This window comes from Paenibacillus germinis (assembly GCF_013141785.1).
Lineage (GTDB): Bacteria > Bacillota > Bacilli > Paenibacillales > NBRC-103111 > Paenibacillus_E > Paenibacillus_E phytorum.
In genome coordinates, this window is sequence record NZ_WHOC01000107.1 from 1 (window position 1) to 20,725 (window position 20,725).

At 42.0% G+C, this 20,725-nt stretch carries 10 protein-coding genes; all 10 read left to right on the plus strand.

What is annotated here, in order from left to right:
• Positions 1-501: 501 nt before the first annotated feature.
• The 10 genes from GC102_RS21460 to GC102_RS39580 all read left to right on the plus strand — a co-directional run bounded on the left by GC102_RS21460 (position 502) and on the right by GC102_RS39580 (position 20,599).
• On the plus strand, positions 502-2,187 hold the full coding sequence (locus GC102_RS21460; protein WP_171691303.1) for a sensor histidine kinase: 1,686 nt from the start codon (positions 502-504) through the stop codon (positions 2,185-2,187).
• Between the two features lie 13 nt (positions 2,188-2,200).
• Positions 2,201-3,703 carry a response regulator transcription factor gene (locus tag GC102_RS21465; RefSeq protein WP_171691304.1) on the plus strand — a complete coding sequence of 501 codons (1,503 nt, stop codon included), beginning with the start codon at positions 2,201-2,203 and terminating at the stop codon, positions 3,701-3,703.
• Between the two features lie 134 nt (positions 3,704-3,837).
• Positions 3,838-5,157, plus strand: coding sequence for a sugar ABC transporter substrate-binding protein (locus tag GC102_RS21470; RefSeq protein WP_171691305.1), 1,320 nt, complete (start codon positions 3,838-3,840; stop codon positions 5,155-5,157).
• 80 nt (positions 5,158-5,237) lie between these two features.
• Positions 5,238-6,134: a carbohydrate ABC transporter permease gene (locus GC102_RS21475; protein WP_171644274.1), complete on the plus strand. Its 897-nt coding sequence runs from the start codon at positions 5,238-5,240 to the stop codon at positions 6,132-6,134.
• Between the two features lie 10 nt (positions 6,135-6,144).
• The gene (locus GC102_RS21480; RefSeq protein WP_171644275.1) at positions 6,145-6,987 is read left to right on the plus strand and encodes a carbohydrate ABC transporter permease; all 843 of its coding nucleotides are present in this window, start codon (positions 6,145-6,147) and stop codon (positions 6,985-6,987) included.
• Positions 6,988-6,994: 7 nt separating this feature from the next.
• Positions 6,995-9,100, plus strand: a complete 2,106-nt coding sequence (locus GC102_RS21485) for a DUF5054 domain-containing protein (protein WP_171691306.1) — start codon at positions 6,995-6,997, stop codon at positions 9,098-9,100.
• A 226-nt stretch (positions 9,101-9,326) separates the two neighbouring features.
• Positions 9,327-13,307: a DUF7402 domain-containing protein gene (locus GC102_RS21490; RefSeq protein WP_171691307.1), complete on the plus strand. Its 3,981-nt coding sequence runs from the start codon at positions 9,327-9,329 to the stop codon at positions 13,305-13,307.
• 134 nt (positions 13,308-13,441) lie between these two features.
• Entirely contained in the window at positions 13,442-14,731 is a 1,290-nt protein-coding gene (locus tag GC102_RS21495; protein ID WP_246321041.1) for an S-layer homology domain-containing protein, read from the plus strand.
• Between the two features lie 694 nt (positions 14,732-15,425).
• Positions 15,426-15,599 (plus strand): hypothetical protein, encoded by a 174-nt coding sequence (locus GC102_RS21500; protein WP_171691309.1) that lies wholly within the window; start codon positions 15,426-15,428, stop codon positions 15,597-15,599.
• A gap of 68 nt (positions 15,600-15,667) precedes the next feature.
• Entirely contained in the window at positions 15,668-20,599 is a 4,932-nt protein-coding gene (locus GC102_RS39580) for a LamG-like jellyroll fold domain-containing protein (RefSeq protein ID WP_312883345.1), read from the plus strand.
• Positions 20,600-20,725: the final 126 nt, after the last annotated feature.

Consider the following 20,725-nt stretch of genomic DNA (forward strand, 5'->3'; position numbering starts at 1 on the left):
GATTCACTATTTGCTTTGTTATATCCTTATGTGTCTGAAGCAGTTTAGATGCATGGGCGTATATACCGCAAAAGTTCACTTTTTGAGATAATTATATATATTTTTTGGATACTCCAGTTACAACAGAGAATTAGATATTAGATTATTAGAATTGCTTACACTGCGATTTATAAAAAATTAATTAGAGGACTTCGGCCGCTCTCTCCCATCGATAGGCCAGCTTGAGTCTTCTGACTGTAGGGGAACGTGCATTGAATTACGAGGAAGGTATAACACATCGATTAATTAATGTCGAATAATGAAATCTCATGTAATATGGAAATAGACACAATGTTCTTTTTCATGATATGGATAACGTCCACAAATTTACTACTTGGAAAGTGAGGAGTATCCATGTTAAGTTTCATCAAAACAAAGCTGCCAAATCGATCACTATATTTAACTATGGTTCTGTATTATTCGATGCTTTCCATATCTTCTTTAGTGGTGTTCGGAGGAATCATGTTTTATATTTTTTCTAATACAATGAGGTCGGACACTTTATCACACTCTTTAAAGATTTCCAGTCAGACCAGCATGAGTTTAGATAACTATTTTAAAGATATTGTTACTTCGTTGGAAATGGTTTCTACAAATCCAATAGTTATATCTAGTTTACTAGACTATAATACCAATTCCAGTTATACCAATAATGCAAATAGAAAACAAATCGCTGACTTATTGCAGAATACAAAATCACTCAAGCCTGATATCAGTAATATTTTTATATATAATCCAAGCTTATATTTTTCTATACCCAACTTAACATCAATAAATGTGAACTCACCATTTTTAAATCAAGTATGGAATTCCTTAGTAGATATGGATCATACGAAGTCCATATTCTACCCAACCCATACCTTAGACTACTACTCAAATCCCAGAGATCAGAATGTGGTCAGCATGAGTTTTCCAATACGAGATATTAGCCGTTTCAGTAAGACTAACTTGGCGATATGCTTTGTTGATTTTAATTTTGAGAAAATTGCTCAAATTATTGAACATTCCAAGCTTGGCAAAAGCGATAGCATTATTTTGTTATCTGATGACGGTATTGTCATTTATTCAACTGATCCTAGATTTAAAGAAGGCAGCAATGAATTAGGAGGGCTTTATGTTGAACAGATCCTCCAGCAGGATACCGGTAGTTACAATACAACGTTTCATTCTGAGAAATTGCAGGTCAATTATTCCACTTCTAAGGTGACAGGGTGGAAGTTGGTATATCTAAGCAAATTGTCGGAAATTCAAAAAAATGTAGATCGAACTGGAACTATAACCCTATATTTGGTATTTACCGTCATTGTTTTAAGTATAGCCATGTCTATTTTTATTTCACGTAGAAGCTCCAAGCCGATCATTAAGCTAATGAAAAATATGCAGGAAGTAGGTAGAGGAAACTTCACAGCAAGAATTCCAGAAGATGAGATCTACTCGGAGTTTAGAATCTTAAATAGTGGTTTTAATATGATGACTAATAAAATCAATGTTTTATTTGATGAAGTTTATACTGGGAAAATCAAACAAAGGGAAGCTGAATTTAAAGCATTACAGTCAAACATCCATCCACATTTTCTGAATAATACACTGCAGGTCATTCATTCATTGGCTATTTTGGAGCGCACATCGGATATCGAAAAAGTAGTTACTGCTCTAGGGAATTTATTGGAATACACAATTTATCAGAAAGAAACTAACGTGTTGATTTTTAAGGAACTTGACTATATTAATGACTATTTACAAATTCAAAATATAAGATACGACAATACGATTCAAGTTGATATCGAAGTTGAAGAAAAGGTTTCTCGGAGTTATATTTTGAAATTTTTACTCCAGCCATTGATTGAGAATGCAATTTATCACGGATTGGACAAAATAGCTAAAGAGAGAGTGCTTAGTATTAGAGGATATACGGCAGATGGCAACATTTATTTCGAAATTATGGATAATGGAATCGGAATGACGGAGCAACAATTGTTTGCTGTCATTCAGAACCTTGAACAAAAAGTTGTTCCTGAAACAAGCATTGGATTATCCAATGTGCAAGAGCGTATTCAGATCGCATATGGACAAGAATACGGAATAAAAGTCCATTCAGAATATGGAAAAGGTACTAAATTAGTAGTAGTGATCCCTATAAACGGTTAAATACGAGGTGAAGATGATGAAAAAAGTAATATTAATTGATGATGAGCCACTGATCAGGCAAGCCCTAAAAAAATTGTTAGAACGTAATAAGCTGAATGTCGAAGTCATCGGGGAAGCAAATAATGGCATTGAGGCGTTGGAGTGGATTGAACGTGAAAAGCCGGATCTTATATTTCTTGATATTCGTATGCCTCTTATGGACGGCTTTGAGTTGCTAAAAAAGCTTCAAGCCAAAAAAATAATGGTGATGACCATTATTTTAACGGCATTTAGAGATTTTGATTATGCAACAGAAGCGATTGAGTTCGGAGCATACGGTTATTTGGTTAAGCCAATTGATGAAAAAAAATTAATAGAAATGGTAGAGAAAGTGTGCCTGAAAATTGATGAGTTGAAGCAGACAGAGCTAGCCACAAAACAAGTAAATGAATTATTGAAAACAAGTTATTTGGAAAGGTTACTGGAGGGTCACGAGCCTAATATCACATTGGATAATAATGATGGCACCCTCCTGGAATTAAGAAGTAATAACTGCCAGTTAATGATAGTTAGGTCTTCTTTGACGATATCTGAAATAGATCTTCTATTGGAGCAAATGGGCTCCCGAATTCTTCTTAATTTTCAGGGGGAAATCGTTGTTGTATTCAACCATTCTACTGATTTTATAGATATACTTACTGGCATCCAACGTCAATTAGGTGAAAGGAAAACTGCTTGTACCTTTGGTGTAAGCAGCTTTGGTGTACCGTTACAACAATTGAGAGATGCTTATCTGAAGGTCAGAGCATGTATTTTTTATCAAAAAGCTACTTCGCTCCCTTATGTTTATGTGGTCGAAGGTGAAAACGAACGTGTCTCAACACAAGATTTTACACCCGATCAAGGGACATTTGAGCTGTTCGCCGAGAAATTGGTACTGGGTCTGAATGAGGAAGCACGCGAATTGATTCGCCAATTTAAAGTGAAGTTAGCAGATGCTATGCTGATTGATCTGGACCTCGTCTATCAGCTCTTTTTTGAGTTTGTGATACAAATTAAACAGAGAATAGCGAAAACAAATTTGCAAGATCGAATGAGTATCGGGATAGCAGAACTCAAATTTGTAGATATTCAAGCATACAAAACTTTGGAGGCGCTAAGCGCTTTTTTTGAACAAATGACATTAGAATTTATGCCTTTGCTTCAATTGGATGAAACTAGCCGTATGGTTCAGAAGATAAAAACGTACATTCAGGAAAATTATTCAAAAGAAGTTAGTCTCCATTCATTAGCCGAACAACTATTTGTCAGTAAAAATTATATCAGTTCTATATATAAACAAAAAACTGGGTTGAATTTTCTTGACTATTTGACTCAGGTGAGAATGGAGCAAGCCAAACACAGGCTGGAAACGACCGAGAAAGGAATTCTACAGATTGCCCAGGAAGTAGGCTATAAAAACGCAAGTCATTTCGGCAAGGTATTTAAACAGGAAGTCGGGACTACACCGGCAGAGTATCGGCAACGAATATTCTAATTGTGTTATTTTAGGACAGAAATCGATATTTCTCGATATTGTAGCTCATTCCGCCCAGGTATAAGATTAGATTATCAAATGGTAGCGTTGCCATTGGATATTACATTCAGAGTTTACTAAGGGGGAAATATGAAATGAAAAAAATATTAAGCGTGATTCTTGCGACGATGGTGATTACCAGTGTAACAGCTTGCGGCACGAAAAATGGGGATGACGGGTCAGCAGCAACGAAAGCACCAGATTCCAAGGCAACGAGTACGGCTAGTTCCACAAATGATAAGTTTACTTTGAAAGTTGTAGGCTCAGGGGCAAAAGATGATGGATTAGATATTGCGACAGAGATCTTCAAGAAAAAGTATCCGAATGCTGATGTGCAAGTAATTACTGCGCCGTGGGGCAACGGCGGTTCAGATATGCGTAATAAAGAGCTTATGATGTTAAGCAGCGGAGAAACTCCGGATGTTGGAAAAATGGTGTGGGGGAAAGAATTTTTCAGTTCAGGCGTTATTGAAGATATTACGGATCAAGTGAAGAATTGGGAAATTTATAGTCATTTAAGTGATGGGCAGAAAGATAGAATGACGTTAAATGGTAAGGTGTTTGGCGTTACTCAAAGTAATAACACGGTTTATATGTTCTACAATAAAGATATCTTGGCTAAAGTCGGTGTTACAGAAGCACCGAAAACGCTTGATGAAGTAGTTGAGATTGCAAAAAAAATAAGCGCAGCAAATTTAAAAACTGCAGATGGTAAACAGATTTATGCTACGAGCTTTGAAGGTGGGAACTGGGCAACCGATTATTGGTTATGGGCAAATGGTGGAAAACAGATGTCAGACGACTTCAAAAAAACACAAATCGATTCTCCTGAATCCGTAAAAGCATTTCAGTTCATGCAAGACTTTAGTAAAAATGGTTGGGCGCCAAAAATAGATGGCAGCTATGATAAGCTTTGGTTGAATGGACAGATTGCAATTTGGCCTTGTGGGGATTGGGATGTTCAGGCAACGACCAACGCTAAAATTAATGTTGGCTTTGCTCCAATGCCAAAAGGGTCTTCTGGTCAAAGCACGACAAGTGTCGGCGGCGCTGAGTGGGCTGTATTTAAACAATCAGCACATAAAAAAGAAGCGGCAGATTTCCTTCAAATCCTAGTTTCAAAAGAATTCCAACTTAAATCTAAATCCTATATAACAGATTTATCTTTATATGATGATCCAAGTATGCAAGCTGAATGGAAGACGGCAGGAACACTAGAGGCACGAATGGCAGAAAAGCAGCAATTGCAGAATACAAAATACAATTTCTTGGAAGCTCCGTTTATTTTTCCAGATGCATCCAAAATTTATGCTGCAGCTCTAGAGAAAATTTTGGTACGCGGTGATGATGTTGAGAAAACAATGAAGGACGCAGCAACTCAAATTAATAAGGGAATCGCAGAAGCCTCTAAATAAGAACTATGATCTAGCATGCTATTTATTGATCTGGTTTGGCAATTGCTGGACCAGATCAATGTATTTTAGGAGTGAAGCAGATGGAATCGACCATTCGACCGAAGTTGCGAAGAAGTAAATCAACGAATAAAGGTATCGTCTATGCGGCTATAGTACCAACAATCTTATTTTTTGCCACTTTCTTTTATTACCCATTCTTTACGAACATCGTCTGGATGTTTACGGATTATAACTTTCTGAATCATCCTAAATTCGTTGGCCTAAAAAATATTCTGAAATTTATACATGATCAGAATGCTTGGCATGCATTAAGGAACACGGCTTTAATTACGATTATCAGCACGCCGCTTACACTCTGTGTATCGCTCGGGATCGCCATGGCAGTTTTTTATATGAAGCTTGGCAAAAGTGTCATTAGAGGTGCCGTATTTACAACCTACATTGTGTCTACAATTGTTGCATCGATTATTTTTAAAGTTTGGTTTAATGATGAGCTAGGTTATATCAATGGCATTTTAACAAGTATGGGTATTCACAGAGTACCTTGGTTAACTGATCCTTTCTGGGCAATGGCAGCTATTATTGTTCTCTGTGTATGGCTCCAAATGGGTTATTTTATGGTCGTATTTTTGGCCGGTTTATCTAATGTCGACTCGCAGTTGTTTGAAGCCGGAGTGATCGATGGCGCTAACAAGCGGCAATTATTCTTTCATATCACCTTGCCACAATTAATGCCAGTTATAATTTTTTCGTCAATTATTGTAGTAGCTACTTTTCTGAAAACTTACCCACAAGTAGCTATATTAACAAATGGCGGACCTTATCGCTCCACAGAAACGATTCTCATGTATATGTTTGATCAAGGGTTTCAGTCCCGTAATGTAGGTTATGCTTCTGTTATAGGAATTGTCATATTCATGATTACCATGGTTGTATCCCTACTACAATTAAAATTGACGAAATTTTTCTCGGAATAGGAGTGGCAACATGAATCAACCAAAAACGCAGTGGAATGTAATAGATTTGGCATTTTTCTTCTTCATGTTAGTAATAGCGATTATACTATTGTCACCTGTATTCTGGCTCGTGTCTGCCTCATTTCAGGGAAGTGGAGAAATATTTAAAGTACCCTTCAAATGGATTCCAAACCATATTTCCTTAGATAATTATATCAATGCGTGGAACGTTGGAAAGATTGGTGAAGCACTGTGGAATTCAATCTGTGTATCATTGCTAATGTTGGTTTTCCACGTATTTTTGTGTACGTTTAGCGGGTATGTGATAGTCAAACACTCTTTTAAATACAAGAATATATTAATTATGTTCATATTAGCGACGATGATGTTACCTCAAGAAATAACGTTTTTGCCGATCTACAATGTGGTCAAGTCGATGGGGCTTATTAATTCATATTTAGGTTTAGCGATCCCTTTTTTCTACAGCGGTTTCGGTGTTTTCCTAATGATGCAGTTTGCTCGTTCCATTCCGAATGAAATTATTGAGTCAGCTAAAATAGATGGTAGTTCTGAATTTAGTATCTTCTTACGAATCGTAATGCCGATGATGAGATCGTCAATGGCAGCGTTAAGTATTTTGGCCTTTTCTTTTATCTGGAATGAATTTGCTTGGTCTAGAATTGCAATCATTTCGGACAGTATGCGAACGCTGCCGATAGCACTCAGTTTTCTTGCCTTCTCGTCTGATAATTCAACCAATATTACGGCTCTATTACCGTCTAGTGTTATCGCCATTGCACCTGTAATGATCTTATTTTTTATTTTTCAACGCCAATTTATCGAAAGTGTGGCTAGTTCAGGAGTGAAGGGGTAGCTAATACATGTGTAAAATAAAGACGGTTCATGTTATTTTTAAAACTCATTTGGATATTGGATTTACCGATTTGGCTGAAAATGTAGTAAACAAATACTTTGAATTATATATTCCCAAATCGATCGAATTGGCCAAACAGTTGAAAGCTGACGGCGGGCCTGCGCAGTTTGTATGGACGACCGGGTCGTGGTTGATTCATGAATACCTTAAGCAAGCTACGGAAGAACAGAAACTTTTGATGGAACAGGCAATTGCTTGCGGTAATATCGCTTGGCACGGTCTGCCTTTTACCACGCATACCGAACTGATGGATCCTGCTTTGTTCGTGTATGGGCTATCGATTGCACAAAAGCTGAATGCGCGGTACGGTAAAAATACAATGACTGCCAAAATGACGGATGTCCCAGGGCATACGATAGGCATGGTACCTTATTTCGCTCAGTTTGGCATTCAATACTTGCACCTCGGCGTGAATCCCGCATCGAAAGTACCGAATGTTCCTGGAATTTTCGTTTGGAAAGGGAAAGACGGATCGGAAGTTGTAGTCAATTATGCGAGTAACTATGGAAATGCGGTAGAAATTGACGGATTTGATGAGGTGATGGTGTTTGCCCATACGGGAGATAACTGCGGGCCCCCTTCCTCCGATGATATCAAAGCAGAGTTCGCTCGACTCTCTGAACAATATCCCGGCGCTTCCATTCAAGCGTCCACAATGGATCAGTTTGCCGAGAAGTTATTGACCTTGAGAGATCGGTTTCCGGTTGTATACGAAGAGATTGGAGATACGTGGATTCACGGCGTCGGCACAGATCCGTTGAAGGTTTCACAGTACAGAGAATTGTTAAGGCTGCGAGATAAATGGGTGAACGAAGGACGGCTCGACCCTGATAGCAAGGAATATGCGGACTTCTGCGATCAACTCATCCTAATACCAGAGCATACGTGGGGATTGGATGAAAAGAAATTTCTAACGGATTTCAAACATTATGCCGTTCAAGAGTTCCGTTCGGCACGTGAAGCAGACCGGATAACGGATGAGGCTGTTCCGGATAAGTACAGCTATATCGGATCGTTTGCCATGCATGAATTTGACAGCCTTTCGTCGGAATTATTTTCGACATCATGGGAAGATCGAAGTTTCCGTTTCTTCGAGAGCTCGTGGATGGAACAGAGGGCATATGTTTGGCGTGCAGTGAATGCTTTACCGCTAGATAAACGAGTTGAGGCTAAAGAAGCCATTCAGTCTTTGGAACCGAAAAATGCATGGATTCAAAACGGACATGAGCTTAAAAGCGACGAAACATATGATCTCGGATCATTTCAGGTTGCATTTTCTGCAGATGGGTCAATTACTATGCTAAATGACCGTCGTGGAAAGATTTGGGCTGACAAGGAGCATCATCTAGGCAGTTTCCAATATGAATTATTTGGTCTTGAAGACTACAACAATTGGTTTGAAACTTATACAGTGCAACGGAATACAACGTATCATTGGGCGGATGCAGACTTTGGTAAGCCTGGTATGGAGTTTGCGGAGCCGAGACCGAAGCATAGACGATTTACGCCGAGTGTGAAGCGCATATGGACTTGTTCAGAGGAAAATTGCGATGTTGTTCAAGTTCATCTTGAAATGCCATTAGAGAGTACTCAGTTGTATGGAGCTCCACGGGAGATTCGGATCGATTACAGATTTTACAAGTCACTGAATAAAATCGAAGTGGAATTAAGCTGGTTTGATAAGCAGGCTAATCGGCTGCCTGAAGCAAGTTGGTTTTCATTTGCTCCAAAGGTCGATAATCCGAATCTTTGGAAAATGGATAAATTGGGAGCATTGATCTCGCCTCTGGAAGTAGTTAAGGATGGCAATCGGAATTTACATGCGGTGAATTCCGGCGTCTATTACCATGGAAGCGACGGTAAGATTTCTATTGAAACGCTGGATGCGCCATTAGTGGCTCCAGGAGAGAAGAGACTACTACAATTCGATAATTCCTTTGTCTCGTTAGATGGGGGTATGCACTTTCTTCTGCATAATAATGTTTGGGGTACGAACTTTCCAATGTGGTATGAAGAAAATACGAAGTTCAGGTTCGTCATCAGCTTGAGTTAAATCGAAATCAGGATCAGTTTTCTAAACCGTGGAGGCTTGGATTTTTATTCCAGTTTGGTATTGAAGATCAAAGTGCTCCATGCTTTAGTTAATAATTGGAAGCGCTTTAAATTATAGGGGGGTGAGAGGTGAAGTTCTTGTTTTCCAGTAACTATTGGTGGCGGAAATGTCCGTCAATGCGGAGTATTAATTGAATTCAATCTAAAAGATTCAGGGAGGCGTAAATATGCTAAATGTGAAAAAAGCAAGAAAAATGATTAGTGTAATGATTAGTGTAATGATTTTGTTTAGTACACTCGTATTTCAAACAAGCGATGTAAGTGCCGCAAGCGATGTAAGTGCCGCAAGCCAACTTGTCACATATTCCGACCCGCCTGCTGGTACACCAAGCGATTCGAATTTTACAGCACAGGTAAGAATTCCCGGAGGAACATACTCGAATTTATTCACATATGCTGCTCGTACCATGAAAAGCGGAGTCCCTGACGGTACAGCAACTGTAGGGTTTGTAATGTTTGACTCTTCCGATCAAGTGGAAATGAAAATCACATATAATGGCGGGGCTGTCACTTCGGCAAAGATCTGGCCGCAGGCTTATGGCATTACGCCTTCAATTAACGGCAACGTAATCACGATTCCGCTTACCGGACCAAAGAATATTTTACTGGAAATAAATGGAGATATGTACAAGGCTTTGCAGATATTTGCTAATCCTATGGATACCAATATACCTTCCCCAACCGATCCGAATGTGATGTTCTTTGGATCAGGACTTCATGCTTATGGTAATGATTCAAGAATTACAAGGGAGACCGTACCTACACATCAAGGCGGCGGTACGACCACCCAGGATGTTATTTATGTACCAAGTGGAACAACTGTTTATATAGAAGGCGGTGCAGTCGTACAGGCTCAAATCAAAACCAACCCTTTCCAAAACCAGACGGGCTGGCAAACTGCACCAAGAAAAAATAATATTACAATCCGCGGACGGGGTGTGATTGATGTTTCAAGGTGGTGCGGCAATTTTACCGACGCGGATCGCTCGCGAAACCCTGAGATGCCGGGTATTGTAATTTTCAATTCGGATAATGTAACCGTTGAAGGTGTCGTAGTGGTTAATCCTGAAAGACAGTCAATTCACATACACACCTCAAACAATGTAACAGTTGATAATTTTAAAGGGTTTACTGCAATGCTAGAAGGTGATGGTATTGTCAGTACCGGCGGTAACAGCTATGTGACTGTCAGGAACTCTTATCTCAGAACTTCTGATGATGCTTTGGTATGTGATGCCTCAAACAATCACATTTCATTTGACAATATCGTAGTATTCGGTCAAAAAGCCCATAGTATAATGGCCGGAGTTGGTAGTCCATATGGAACGCCGCTTGATGCTTACTCTGCCACAAATATATATATTATTAATCATTACGAGGAGCAATCACATGCAAATGGTGTTATTGGGATTGCTGCAGGGAATAATGGTCTGGTAACAAACATGGTTTTTAACAATATTATAGTGGAACGAAATTCCAAGGGCAGATTGTTTGAGATCACACCATTTGCACCATGGTTTGGAACGAGCGGCAATATTAGGAATTTAACTTTCCAAAATATATACTATACAACTGGGCCGAGTGAAGCCACTTCAAATATCACGGGAATTGATTCCACCCATACTGTTGATGGTATACACATTAACAATCTGGTTATTAACGGGAGTAATATTTCAAATATTCGAGATGCAAATATGACGATAGGGAATTATGCATACAATGTGGATTTAGGTAACATTAGCGTATCTGATAATAAGATCCAAACGTCGAACGCCACAGTTACCGCTTCATCGTCATTCAATGCCAGTTATTCTCCCGATAAAGTGATAGGTACTGGCGAATGGGCGTCCTTGGGAGAAAGCAATCCATGGATCCAGGTGAATTGGACGACGAATCAAACGATCAACAAGATTACCTTCTATGATCGGCCCAACTCGAGTGACTGGGCGCCAGGCGGGACGCTTTCCTTCAGCGACGGAACCTCTTTGGTGGTTTCGGGTATCCCGAATAATGGGAGCGCTCAATCTGTAACTTTCCCTAACAAGACTGTGTCTTGGGTCAAATTTCAGGTATCTGGCGGAAGCGGGTCGAATGTAGGTCTCTCAGAAATAGAATTTTACAAAGTGCCAGATAAAACGCTTAGTAGCGTCACAGCGCCTGCACCAATAACAGTGGCCATCGGAACGCCAAAGACAGCGGCAGTTCTTGGATTGCCTGCTAAGGTAACGCTTGTTACCGATACGGTAAATGTGGATGCCAATGTGAATTGGGATTTAAATAGTGCAAGCTACGATCCGACTGCCACGACGGCGCAGACCTTCACAGTAACAGGAGAAGTAACTCTGCCTTTTAGAGTCCTTAACCCGACCAGCATTCCATTGACAACAAGCATTACCATAACTACAAAGCCTGCCGTACTATTAGCCCAATGGAAGTTCAATGAAGGCTCCGGTACAACCGTTGGCGATTCTTCAGGCAAGGGCAACACCGGAACTCTGGTTAACAACCCAACTTGGACCAATTCGGGCAAGTTCGGCGGATCACTTGCTTTCAGCGGCGGCTCAAGGGCTGAGATCAACCCTTCGGCAACTTTGAATCAAACGGGTGACGAGACCGTGTCGTTCTGGTTCAAGACTTCTCAGCCTTCAAACGGCTACTATGGCGTTTTCCGTCAAGATGGTCGTTTCACGCCCCTACAGTTGATAGGCGGGGGTAGAGCACAAGTGGCCTATTGGCCCAATGGTTCATCTAGTAATAAATCGCTATCGTTTCCATGGACCTACAGCGATAACAACTGGCATCATTATGTGGCTTCCTACGATCATTCAACTGGGCTGAAGATTTATGTCGACGGTAACGTAGTGGCAAGCGATGCAATTAATCTCGGGCCACTTCCGAACACAACGAATAAAATCATGCTGGGAGCCGCTCCATGGGGAGAAGCTTACAGTGGACTGCTGGACGACGTTCGCGTATTTGACGGTATGTTGACTCAGGCTCAAGTAACGCAATTGATGAATGCGGGGGAAGGATCGACGCTTACGAGCGTAACAACGCCTGCAGCCATCACAGGGGTGGTGAGCGGTACGGCGAAGACAGCAGCTGCTCTTGGATTACCTACAACGACACAGCTCGTTACCGATACGGGAAGCGTGAACGCTTATGTTACATGGAATGTTGACGGTTCAAGCTATGATCCGGCTGTACGGACGCAGCAGTCATTCACGGTAAGTGGAACTGTAACTTTGCCTGTAGGAGTGGTAAATTCGAACAACGTAGCATTGACAACAAGCGTCAGCGTAACCGTATTGCCAGCGCCAGCAACACCGAAGTCTATATTGACAGGTGTCCAGCAGGTACTTTCTGGCCAAGCCTTCACTCTGACGATGGGACTGAGTGACGTTACGCAAAGTGTGTATCAGTCGGTGTATGGTCAGGATTTCACACTACAGTATGACCCTGCACGTGTGCAATTCGATTCGGTGACATCCCTGAAAGACGGGTTCCAAGTCATCGATCAAAGGGAGACGGCACCGGGTCAACTCCGGATTGTTGCTGCCAGCGTGGGCGCGAACGTGCCTGTTCAAGACGTTATGCTCGCAATCCAATTTACGGCCAAATCTGTCACCCAGGCAACCAATACGACGATTTCTGTAGATCATGTTGTGATAGCCAATGCACCGGGGAATGAGTTGCAGGTTGACGGTGCTTCCCACGAGATACAGATAACAGTACCTAGTACACCTGTAGATAAGGTGCTCTTGAACACTACGATCGAAAGCGCTCTGACGAAGTACACTGCAGCAGCGGAAGGCAATGGAGATGGACTGTATGCGATTGGCTCCAAGACGCAATTGCAGACGGCCATCGATACGGCTAGTGCGATAGCGAGTAATTCGAATGCGAACCAGCAGCAGGTGGATAGTGCGAAATCCGCATTGGAAGCAGCCATACAAGTGTTTGATACGAAGAGAATAAACGCAGATATTAATGGAGGCGGTGTCTCGATTGGAGACCTGGCTATGGTTGCAGCTGCTTTCGGCAAAGAACAAGGTCAAGCCGGCTGGAATGAGAAAGCGGATGTAAACCATGACGGTAAAGTAGAGATTGTAGACCTTGTCATTGTAGCCAAAGCGATCTTGCAATAAAACAATGTTTGCTTGCGTACATGAGAGAGATTTAGGGTGAAGTGGTAATGAAACGGGGAGAGCTAATCTCCCCCCCCTTCCTCGCCGATATGACCTGTTATATTAATAAATTATTAGAAGGGTGGATTACTTTGATGTTAAAAAAACTTTTCGCATTCAGTATGGCGTTGCTTTTGACTGTGTCCATTTTCCCCGGTGTCGTTATCCATGCAAACACCGTTCCTACCTTTTCCCTGTCAGTCTCGGATACTAGCATATCCGCAGGCGATGATTTCCAAGTGACGGTGAGAGGAGAGCAATTAAGTGACTTATACGCATATGAAGTCAATGTCACATATGATACCAACCGTTTGGTTTTTGTGACGGGAGCTAGCGAAAGTAGCGGCTTTGCCGTAGCTCCAATTGTGAACGGAAATAAGATTCAAATCGCGCATACGCAAATTGGTAATGTTGCGGGCAAGAACGGGGATGTAACACTGGCTACGGTGACCTTTCATGCGACTAGTCAGGGATCGGCCGAAATTGTACTGGACAGCGTAAAACTGGTGAATTCGCAGATCGTATCTACTGTTGTTTCAAGCAATAGCAAAGTATCGGCGAACATACAAGCATCGGGACAAGAACCAACACCAACACCAACACCAACACCAACACCAACACCAACACCAACACCAACACCAACACCAACACCAACACCAATACCAACACCAACACCAACACCAATACCAACACCAACACCAACACCAACACCTGAACCTACGGCCAGTGTATTTAAGAGTGACATTGTTGATATAACAAAATTGGTTAATACGATCTCATTCAAAGTAGAGGAAGCTAAGAGATCTGATGTAAAGGTTGAACTGGCTGACACTAAAGGACACTGGGCCGAAAAGACCATCGGTACGTTCGTGAAACTGGGCGTTATCGATGGGTATGAGGACGGATCGTTCCATCCGGATGGCAACATAACACGAGCTGAGTTTGCAGCGATTATCACCCGTGTATTCGATATCAGCAGCAATGCAAATCCTTCTATTGTACTGAACGATATTGACAGTCACTGGGCTAAGGGCATTATTGAAAAGCTCGCTAGCGCAGGAGTGATTGGCGGTTACGAAGACGGAACTTTTAAGCCGGACCAAACTATCAGTCGCGAGGAAATGGTCGTCATTTTATCCCGAATTATCAACCTGAGTAAACTGGATAAAGATACTACTAAGGGCCACTTGACAGATTTGGCAAGCGCAAGCTCGTACGCAGTGAATCAAATCAAAGATGCGGCTGAAGCTGGCCTCGTCAGTGGCAAGAAGGATGGAATGTTTGACCCGCAAGGCAATTCCACACGCTCGGAGGCATTTACGGTCATTCTGAATGCATTGAACCTTAACCCTCAGTTGAAAACGCTATTGGACAGTTTGGAATAATCTTCCTTTTATCAAAGTAGAATAGCGGAGCTATCCTTAAGAAATAAAGTAGAAAAGGAAGACTTTATAAGGTTTCGGGCGTTTTGGAGGAAAGGTATCATCAATTAACCCCAACCATAAAAGCAACCTCTATGCTGGGGTTAAGGTATTTTTTTGCGCAAAATTAACTTTGAAATACAAATCTTAGATACAAATTGTATTAAATATGCAAAAGGTCAATTAAGCACCAGTTCAAAATGCCAACAGGTTCAGAAAAAAACAAAAAATGCATCTGAGCGAAAAATGGGTAAATGGAAATACCCCTATCACCACTTACCCATCGCGAGGTGCATTTTCATAGACGTGCAGCTTGAACTGCACCCTACTGCTATAACACGCTCGGTTTTGTCTCTGAACTCATAGGCGTAATTTCATAGACGCTCTTCCTATGAGAAGGAAGATGCATTCAGCTTGATTGAGCGAGTGATCCAAGTAGAGTAATTATCGCTGCCCTTGCGGGCTAGCGTTCTGACCTAAAAACATCAATCACCGAGCACGGGATGTATCCATTTCTTGGTGATATAAAAAAGGCTAAGTTGTCTCAGTTACGCTGAATTTAGGCTTTTTGAACAGGCTCTTACAGTGGTTATTATTTACAAAAATATGATTTAAAGTTAGTTATATTGAGTTAGTGAAATAATGGGCTGCAACGGAAATGAAAGCGTTATCTATCGTTTGTTCGGGAGAACGGCGGCTGCTGCAATTCGATAACACGTTCGCGCCGCTGGATGGTGGGTTTCATTTTAACCTGCATAATAACGTTTGGGGCACCAATTTCATGATGTGGTTTGAAGACGATATGAAATACCGGTTCCGCTTGACGCTGTAGCCGAACCGGACGCGCTAAGACAGATTTTTCCCTAAAAAATATCATAGGTAAAAGAAGGGAGAATTAACGTGAAAATAAAAGGCGAAAAATTATTGAGTTTGGTCCTGGTACTATTGATGATTACAATTGTTACAATTATTTCTTCACCGAAATCTGTTTCCGCGGAGGATCAAAATCAACTTACTTTATATCCTGATCCGCCGGCAGGTACTGCAAGTTATTCAGCTTTTACAGCACAGGTAAGGAATCCAGGGGGATCCTATTCCAATCTATTTCCATATTTAGCAAGAATGTTTAATGGTGATTCGGGTGATCCGGGTAAAAGCGATGTTCCTACAGGTTTTGTAATGTTTGACTCTGCAGGTACAGTGGAAATGAAGATTACGTATAATGGCGGTCCATTAACATCAGCAAAGGTTTGGCCTCAGGCATACGGAATAACGCCAACAATTGACGGTCAGGAGATTACATTTTCATTGACCGGAGCTAAAAACATAGTACTTGAGGTAAATGGTAATATCTATAATACGCTGCATATATTTGCAAATCCTATGGATACAAATGTTCCATCACCAACTGATCCCAATGTCATGTATTTTGGCCCCGGACTTCATCAATATGGAAACGATTCCAGAATACAGAGGCAATCTATACACGCTCACACAAATTCCAACTACATGACAACTGAGGATTTTATAGATGTACCGAGTGGAAAAACAGTCTATATAGCGCCAGGTGCTGTAGTAAAGGCGCAGATTAGAACCAATCCGTATTTGAATGAGGCTGGCTGGGATACTAGACCGATGAAAGAAAATATTACAATTAGAGGACGAGGAGTCCTTGATTTGTCTCAATGGTGCGGTAATTTTACAGATGCTGCTAGAGCTACGCAACCCGAAATGCCAGGCATTGTCGCATTCAGAGCGAATAATGTAACCATTGAGGGAGTAGTTGTAGTAAATCCTGAAAGGCAGTCAGTCAATGTAATCGGCAGTTCGAATGTAACAATAGACAATATTAAAGGATTCACGAGTATGCATGAAGGTGACGGCATTGTGCTTGTAATGGACAATAGTCATGTGACAGTGAAGAATAGCTTTGTTAGAACTTCTGACGATGCTCTTGTGACTGGCAATCGTAGTCATGACATCTTATGGGAGAATAACGTGATTGCTAGCATGAGAGTGCATAGTTTTATGGTTAACTCTGGTAATCTTACAAACTATGTAGCTAAAAATAACTACGTTATTAACTCTAATGCATATCCTGGCATAAGAGGTGTTATTGGAATTTATGCCGGCGCGGGTTTAGTAGAGAATGTGACCTTCGAGAATATTGAAATAGAACGTACAAGATACGGGAGTATGCTGGAAATATATCCATATTCAATCTGGAATCATGTAACTGGAAGTATCAGCAACATCGTGTTCAAGAATGTCAATTATGCTTCCAATCCATATGATTTTGGGTCGCAGATAGGAGGGATAAGTGAGACCGAGTATGTCGACGGTGTACATTTTGATAATGTAAAAGTTGACGGGAAGCTTGTTACAGATAGCAAAAGCGGAAACTTGTCCATAGGCAGCTATGCTTCGAATATCACATATAATGGGGTTGCAGACTCAGGAAACCTTACGCTCCCGACCAGCATTGTCCCTGCGTACTCCGATACTAATATTGCTTTAGGTAAAACAGCCACATCAACCCCAAATATTTCAGGGAAAACCCCCTCCATGGCGGTTGACGGTACGACAGCCAACGGTTCCAAGTGGAGTGCAAACGGAGAAACAAACGAGCTAATAGTGGATCTTGGCGCGCCAAAGTGGATTACAAGATATCATATCATTCATGCCGGAGGTATTGAAAACTGGGGCACACAGAGCTTGAATACAAGGGATTTCCAGCTACAGGTAAGTGATAACGGCAGCACCTGGACTACTGTTGACACAGTAACCGGCAATACGGCCAATGAAACGGACAGAAATGTTACTGCTAGTGGAAGGTACATAAAGCTCAATATTACAAATCCTCAAACTGAAACTACCAATAGGTCGGCAAGAATCTATGAACTTCAGATTTACGGCAGCGGGTATTATAAACTCTATAATCGCAGGCTTACAGGTAAAAGCCTTTTTGACAATTCCGGAACAGTAAGTTATGGAGATGGAACGGGATATCAATATCACTGGGCTCTGGAAAATGATAATGGATTTATACGTTTCAGGAACCGGTTAACCGGCAACTATATGAATATTGAAGCTAATAACGGTCGAATTCAGACTGGACCGATGAATGGATGGAGTGCGAATTGGATGCCAATCGGCTCTGAAAATGGATATTTCCAGCTCAGAAGCCGCAAGCAGGCCTTACAGCATATACACACACAGAACGATTATGTACAATCTGGTATGGTAGGTGGAGGTGATTGGACGAGCGACCAGTGGGAATTTGTGGAACAAAATAATTATGAGGCCGAGGATGCCACACTATCGGGCGGTGCAGTGGTAGTTAACGATCATATGAATTATTCCGGGACCGGTTTTGCGGGCGGATACGAGAATTACGGTGCAACGACTACCTTTACAGTAAATGCTGCGTCAGGGGGTAGTTATAATCTGGATCTCAGGTATGCCAATGCTACGGGCGCAACAAAGACAATCGGCCTGTATGTGAACGGCATCAAGTTAAGGCAGATTAGCCTGCCGAACTTGTCAAATTGGGATACATGGGGCGACAAGGTTGAGAAGGTAAACCTGAATGCAGGGGACAATACCATAGCATACAAATATGAATCGGGCGACAGCGGAAATGTTAGTCTAGATTATATTACAGTAACGGAATCTAACAAGTATGAGACCGAGAATGCATCCCTATCGGGCGGTGCAAAGGTAAATAATAGCCAGCTGAATTATTCAGGGACTGGTTTTGTGGACGGATACGGGAATTACGGTGCAACGACTACCTTTACAGTAAATAATGCATCAGCGTTAACGTGTAGTTATAATCTGGATCTCAGGTATGCCAATGCTACGGGCGGAACGAAGACAATCAGCCTGTATGTGAACGGCATCAAGTTAAGGCAGATTAGCCTGCCGAGTTTGGCAAATTGGGATACATGGGGCGACAAGGTTGAGACGGTAACGCTAAAATCCGGAAGTAATACGATATCTTATAAATACGATGATGGAGATAGCGGAAACGTAACCCTTGACTACATTATACTGCACACAATGCACACAAATATTGGCATAGATACTAAGCCTGCCGAACTAGTGGCCTACTGGAAGTTCAATGAAGGCTCCGGTACAACCTTCGGCGATTCTTCAGGCAAAGGCAACACCGGAACTCTGGTTAACAACCCAACTTGGACCAATTCGGGCAAGTTCGGCGGAGCACTTACTTTCAGCGGCGGCTCAAGGGCTGAGATCAACCCTTCGGAAACTTTGAATCAAACGGGTGACGAGACCGTGTCGTTGTGGTTCAAGACTTCTCAGCCTGCAAACAACTACTATAGCGTTATCCGTCAAGATAGTCGTTTCACGGCCCTACAGTTGATACCCGGGGGTAAAGCTCAAGTGGCCTATTGGCCAAATGGTTCATCTAGTAATAAATCGCTGTTGTTTCCATGGACCTACAGTGATAATAACTGGCATCATTATGTGGCTTCCTACGATCATTCAACTGGGCTGAAGGTTTATGTCGACGGTAACGTAGTGGCAAGCGATGCAACGAATCTCGGGCCGCTTCCGAACACAACGAATAAAATGATACTGGGAGCCGCTCCATGGGGAGAAGCTTACAGTGGACTGCTGGATGACGTTCGCGTATTTAACTATAAGTTGACTCAGGATCAAGTAACGCAATTGATGAGTGCTGGGGAAGGACTGACGCTTACGAGCATAACAACACCTGCAGCAATCACAGGGGTGGTGAGCGGTACGGCGAAGACAGCAGCAGACCTTAGATTACCTGAAACGACAGAGCTCGTTACCAATACGGGAAGTGTGAATGCCACTGTGACATGGGATGTTGACGGTTCAAGCTATGATCCAGCTGTACGGACACAGCAGAAATTCACTGTAAGTGGAACTGTAACTTTGCCTGCAGGAGTGGTAAATCCCGGCAACGTAGCATTGACAACAAGCGTCAGCGTAAACGTATTGCCAGCGCCAGCAACACCAAAGGCTACATTGACAGGTGTACAGCAGGTACTTTCTGGCCAAACTTTCACTCTGAACATGGGACTGGCCGATGTTACACAAAGCGTATACCAGCAAGTGTACGCCCAAGATTTCACACTACAGTATGACCCTGCAAGTGTGCAATTCGATTCGGTGACATCCCTGATAGACGGTTTCCGGGTCATCGATACAAAGGGGACAGCTCCGGGTCAACTCCGTATTTTGGCTGCAAGCGCGGGCGGGAACGTCCCTGCCCAAGGCGATTTGCTCGCAATTAACTTTTCGGCCAAATCTATCAACCAGGCAACCAATACGACAATTTCTGTAAGTGATGTAAAGATTGCCAATGGACAGGGGAATGAACTGCTGGTTGGTAGCGCCTCCCGTGAGCTCCAAATAATTGTAACTGCTATACCTGTAGATAAGTCACTGTTGAACGGGGCAATTGCAAGCGCTCAGGCGAAGTATGATGCAGCAGTGGAGGGCAATGGTGATGGTCTGTATTTGAGCGGTTCCAAAGCGCAGTTGCAGTCGGCAATCGACGTGGCCAAAGCGATAGCAGACAATTCGAACGCGACTCAGCAGCAGGTGGATAATGCGAAAACCGCATTGGCAGAAGCAATACAAGTGTTTGATGCGAAGAGAATAAACGCAGATATCAATGGAGGCGGTGTCTCTATTGGAGACTTGGCTATCGTTGCAGCAACATACGGCAAACAACCAGGTCAAGTAGGCTGGAATGAGAAAGCGGATGTGAACCAAGACGGCAAAGTTGACATTATAGACCTTGCCATTGTAGCCAAGGCGATCTTGCAATAAAACAACTTTAATTGAAGTTAAGTAGAATCTCATAGTCGTTATACAGTACTTGGACGATAAGTATTGTATAGCGACTTTTTTAACAATACGCCTTCTGTGGTTTAAACTCTTTTGTTGTTCTGAAAA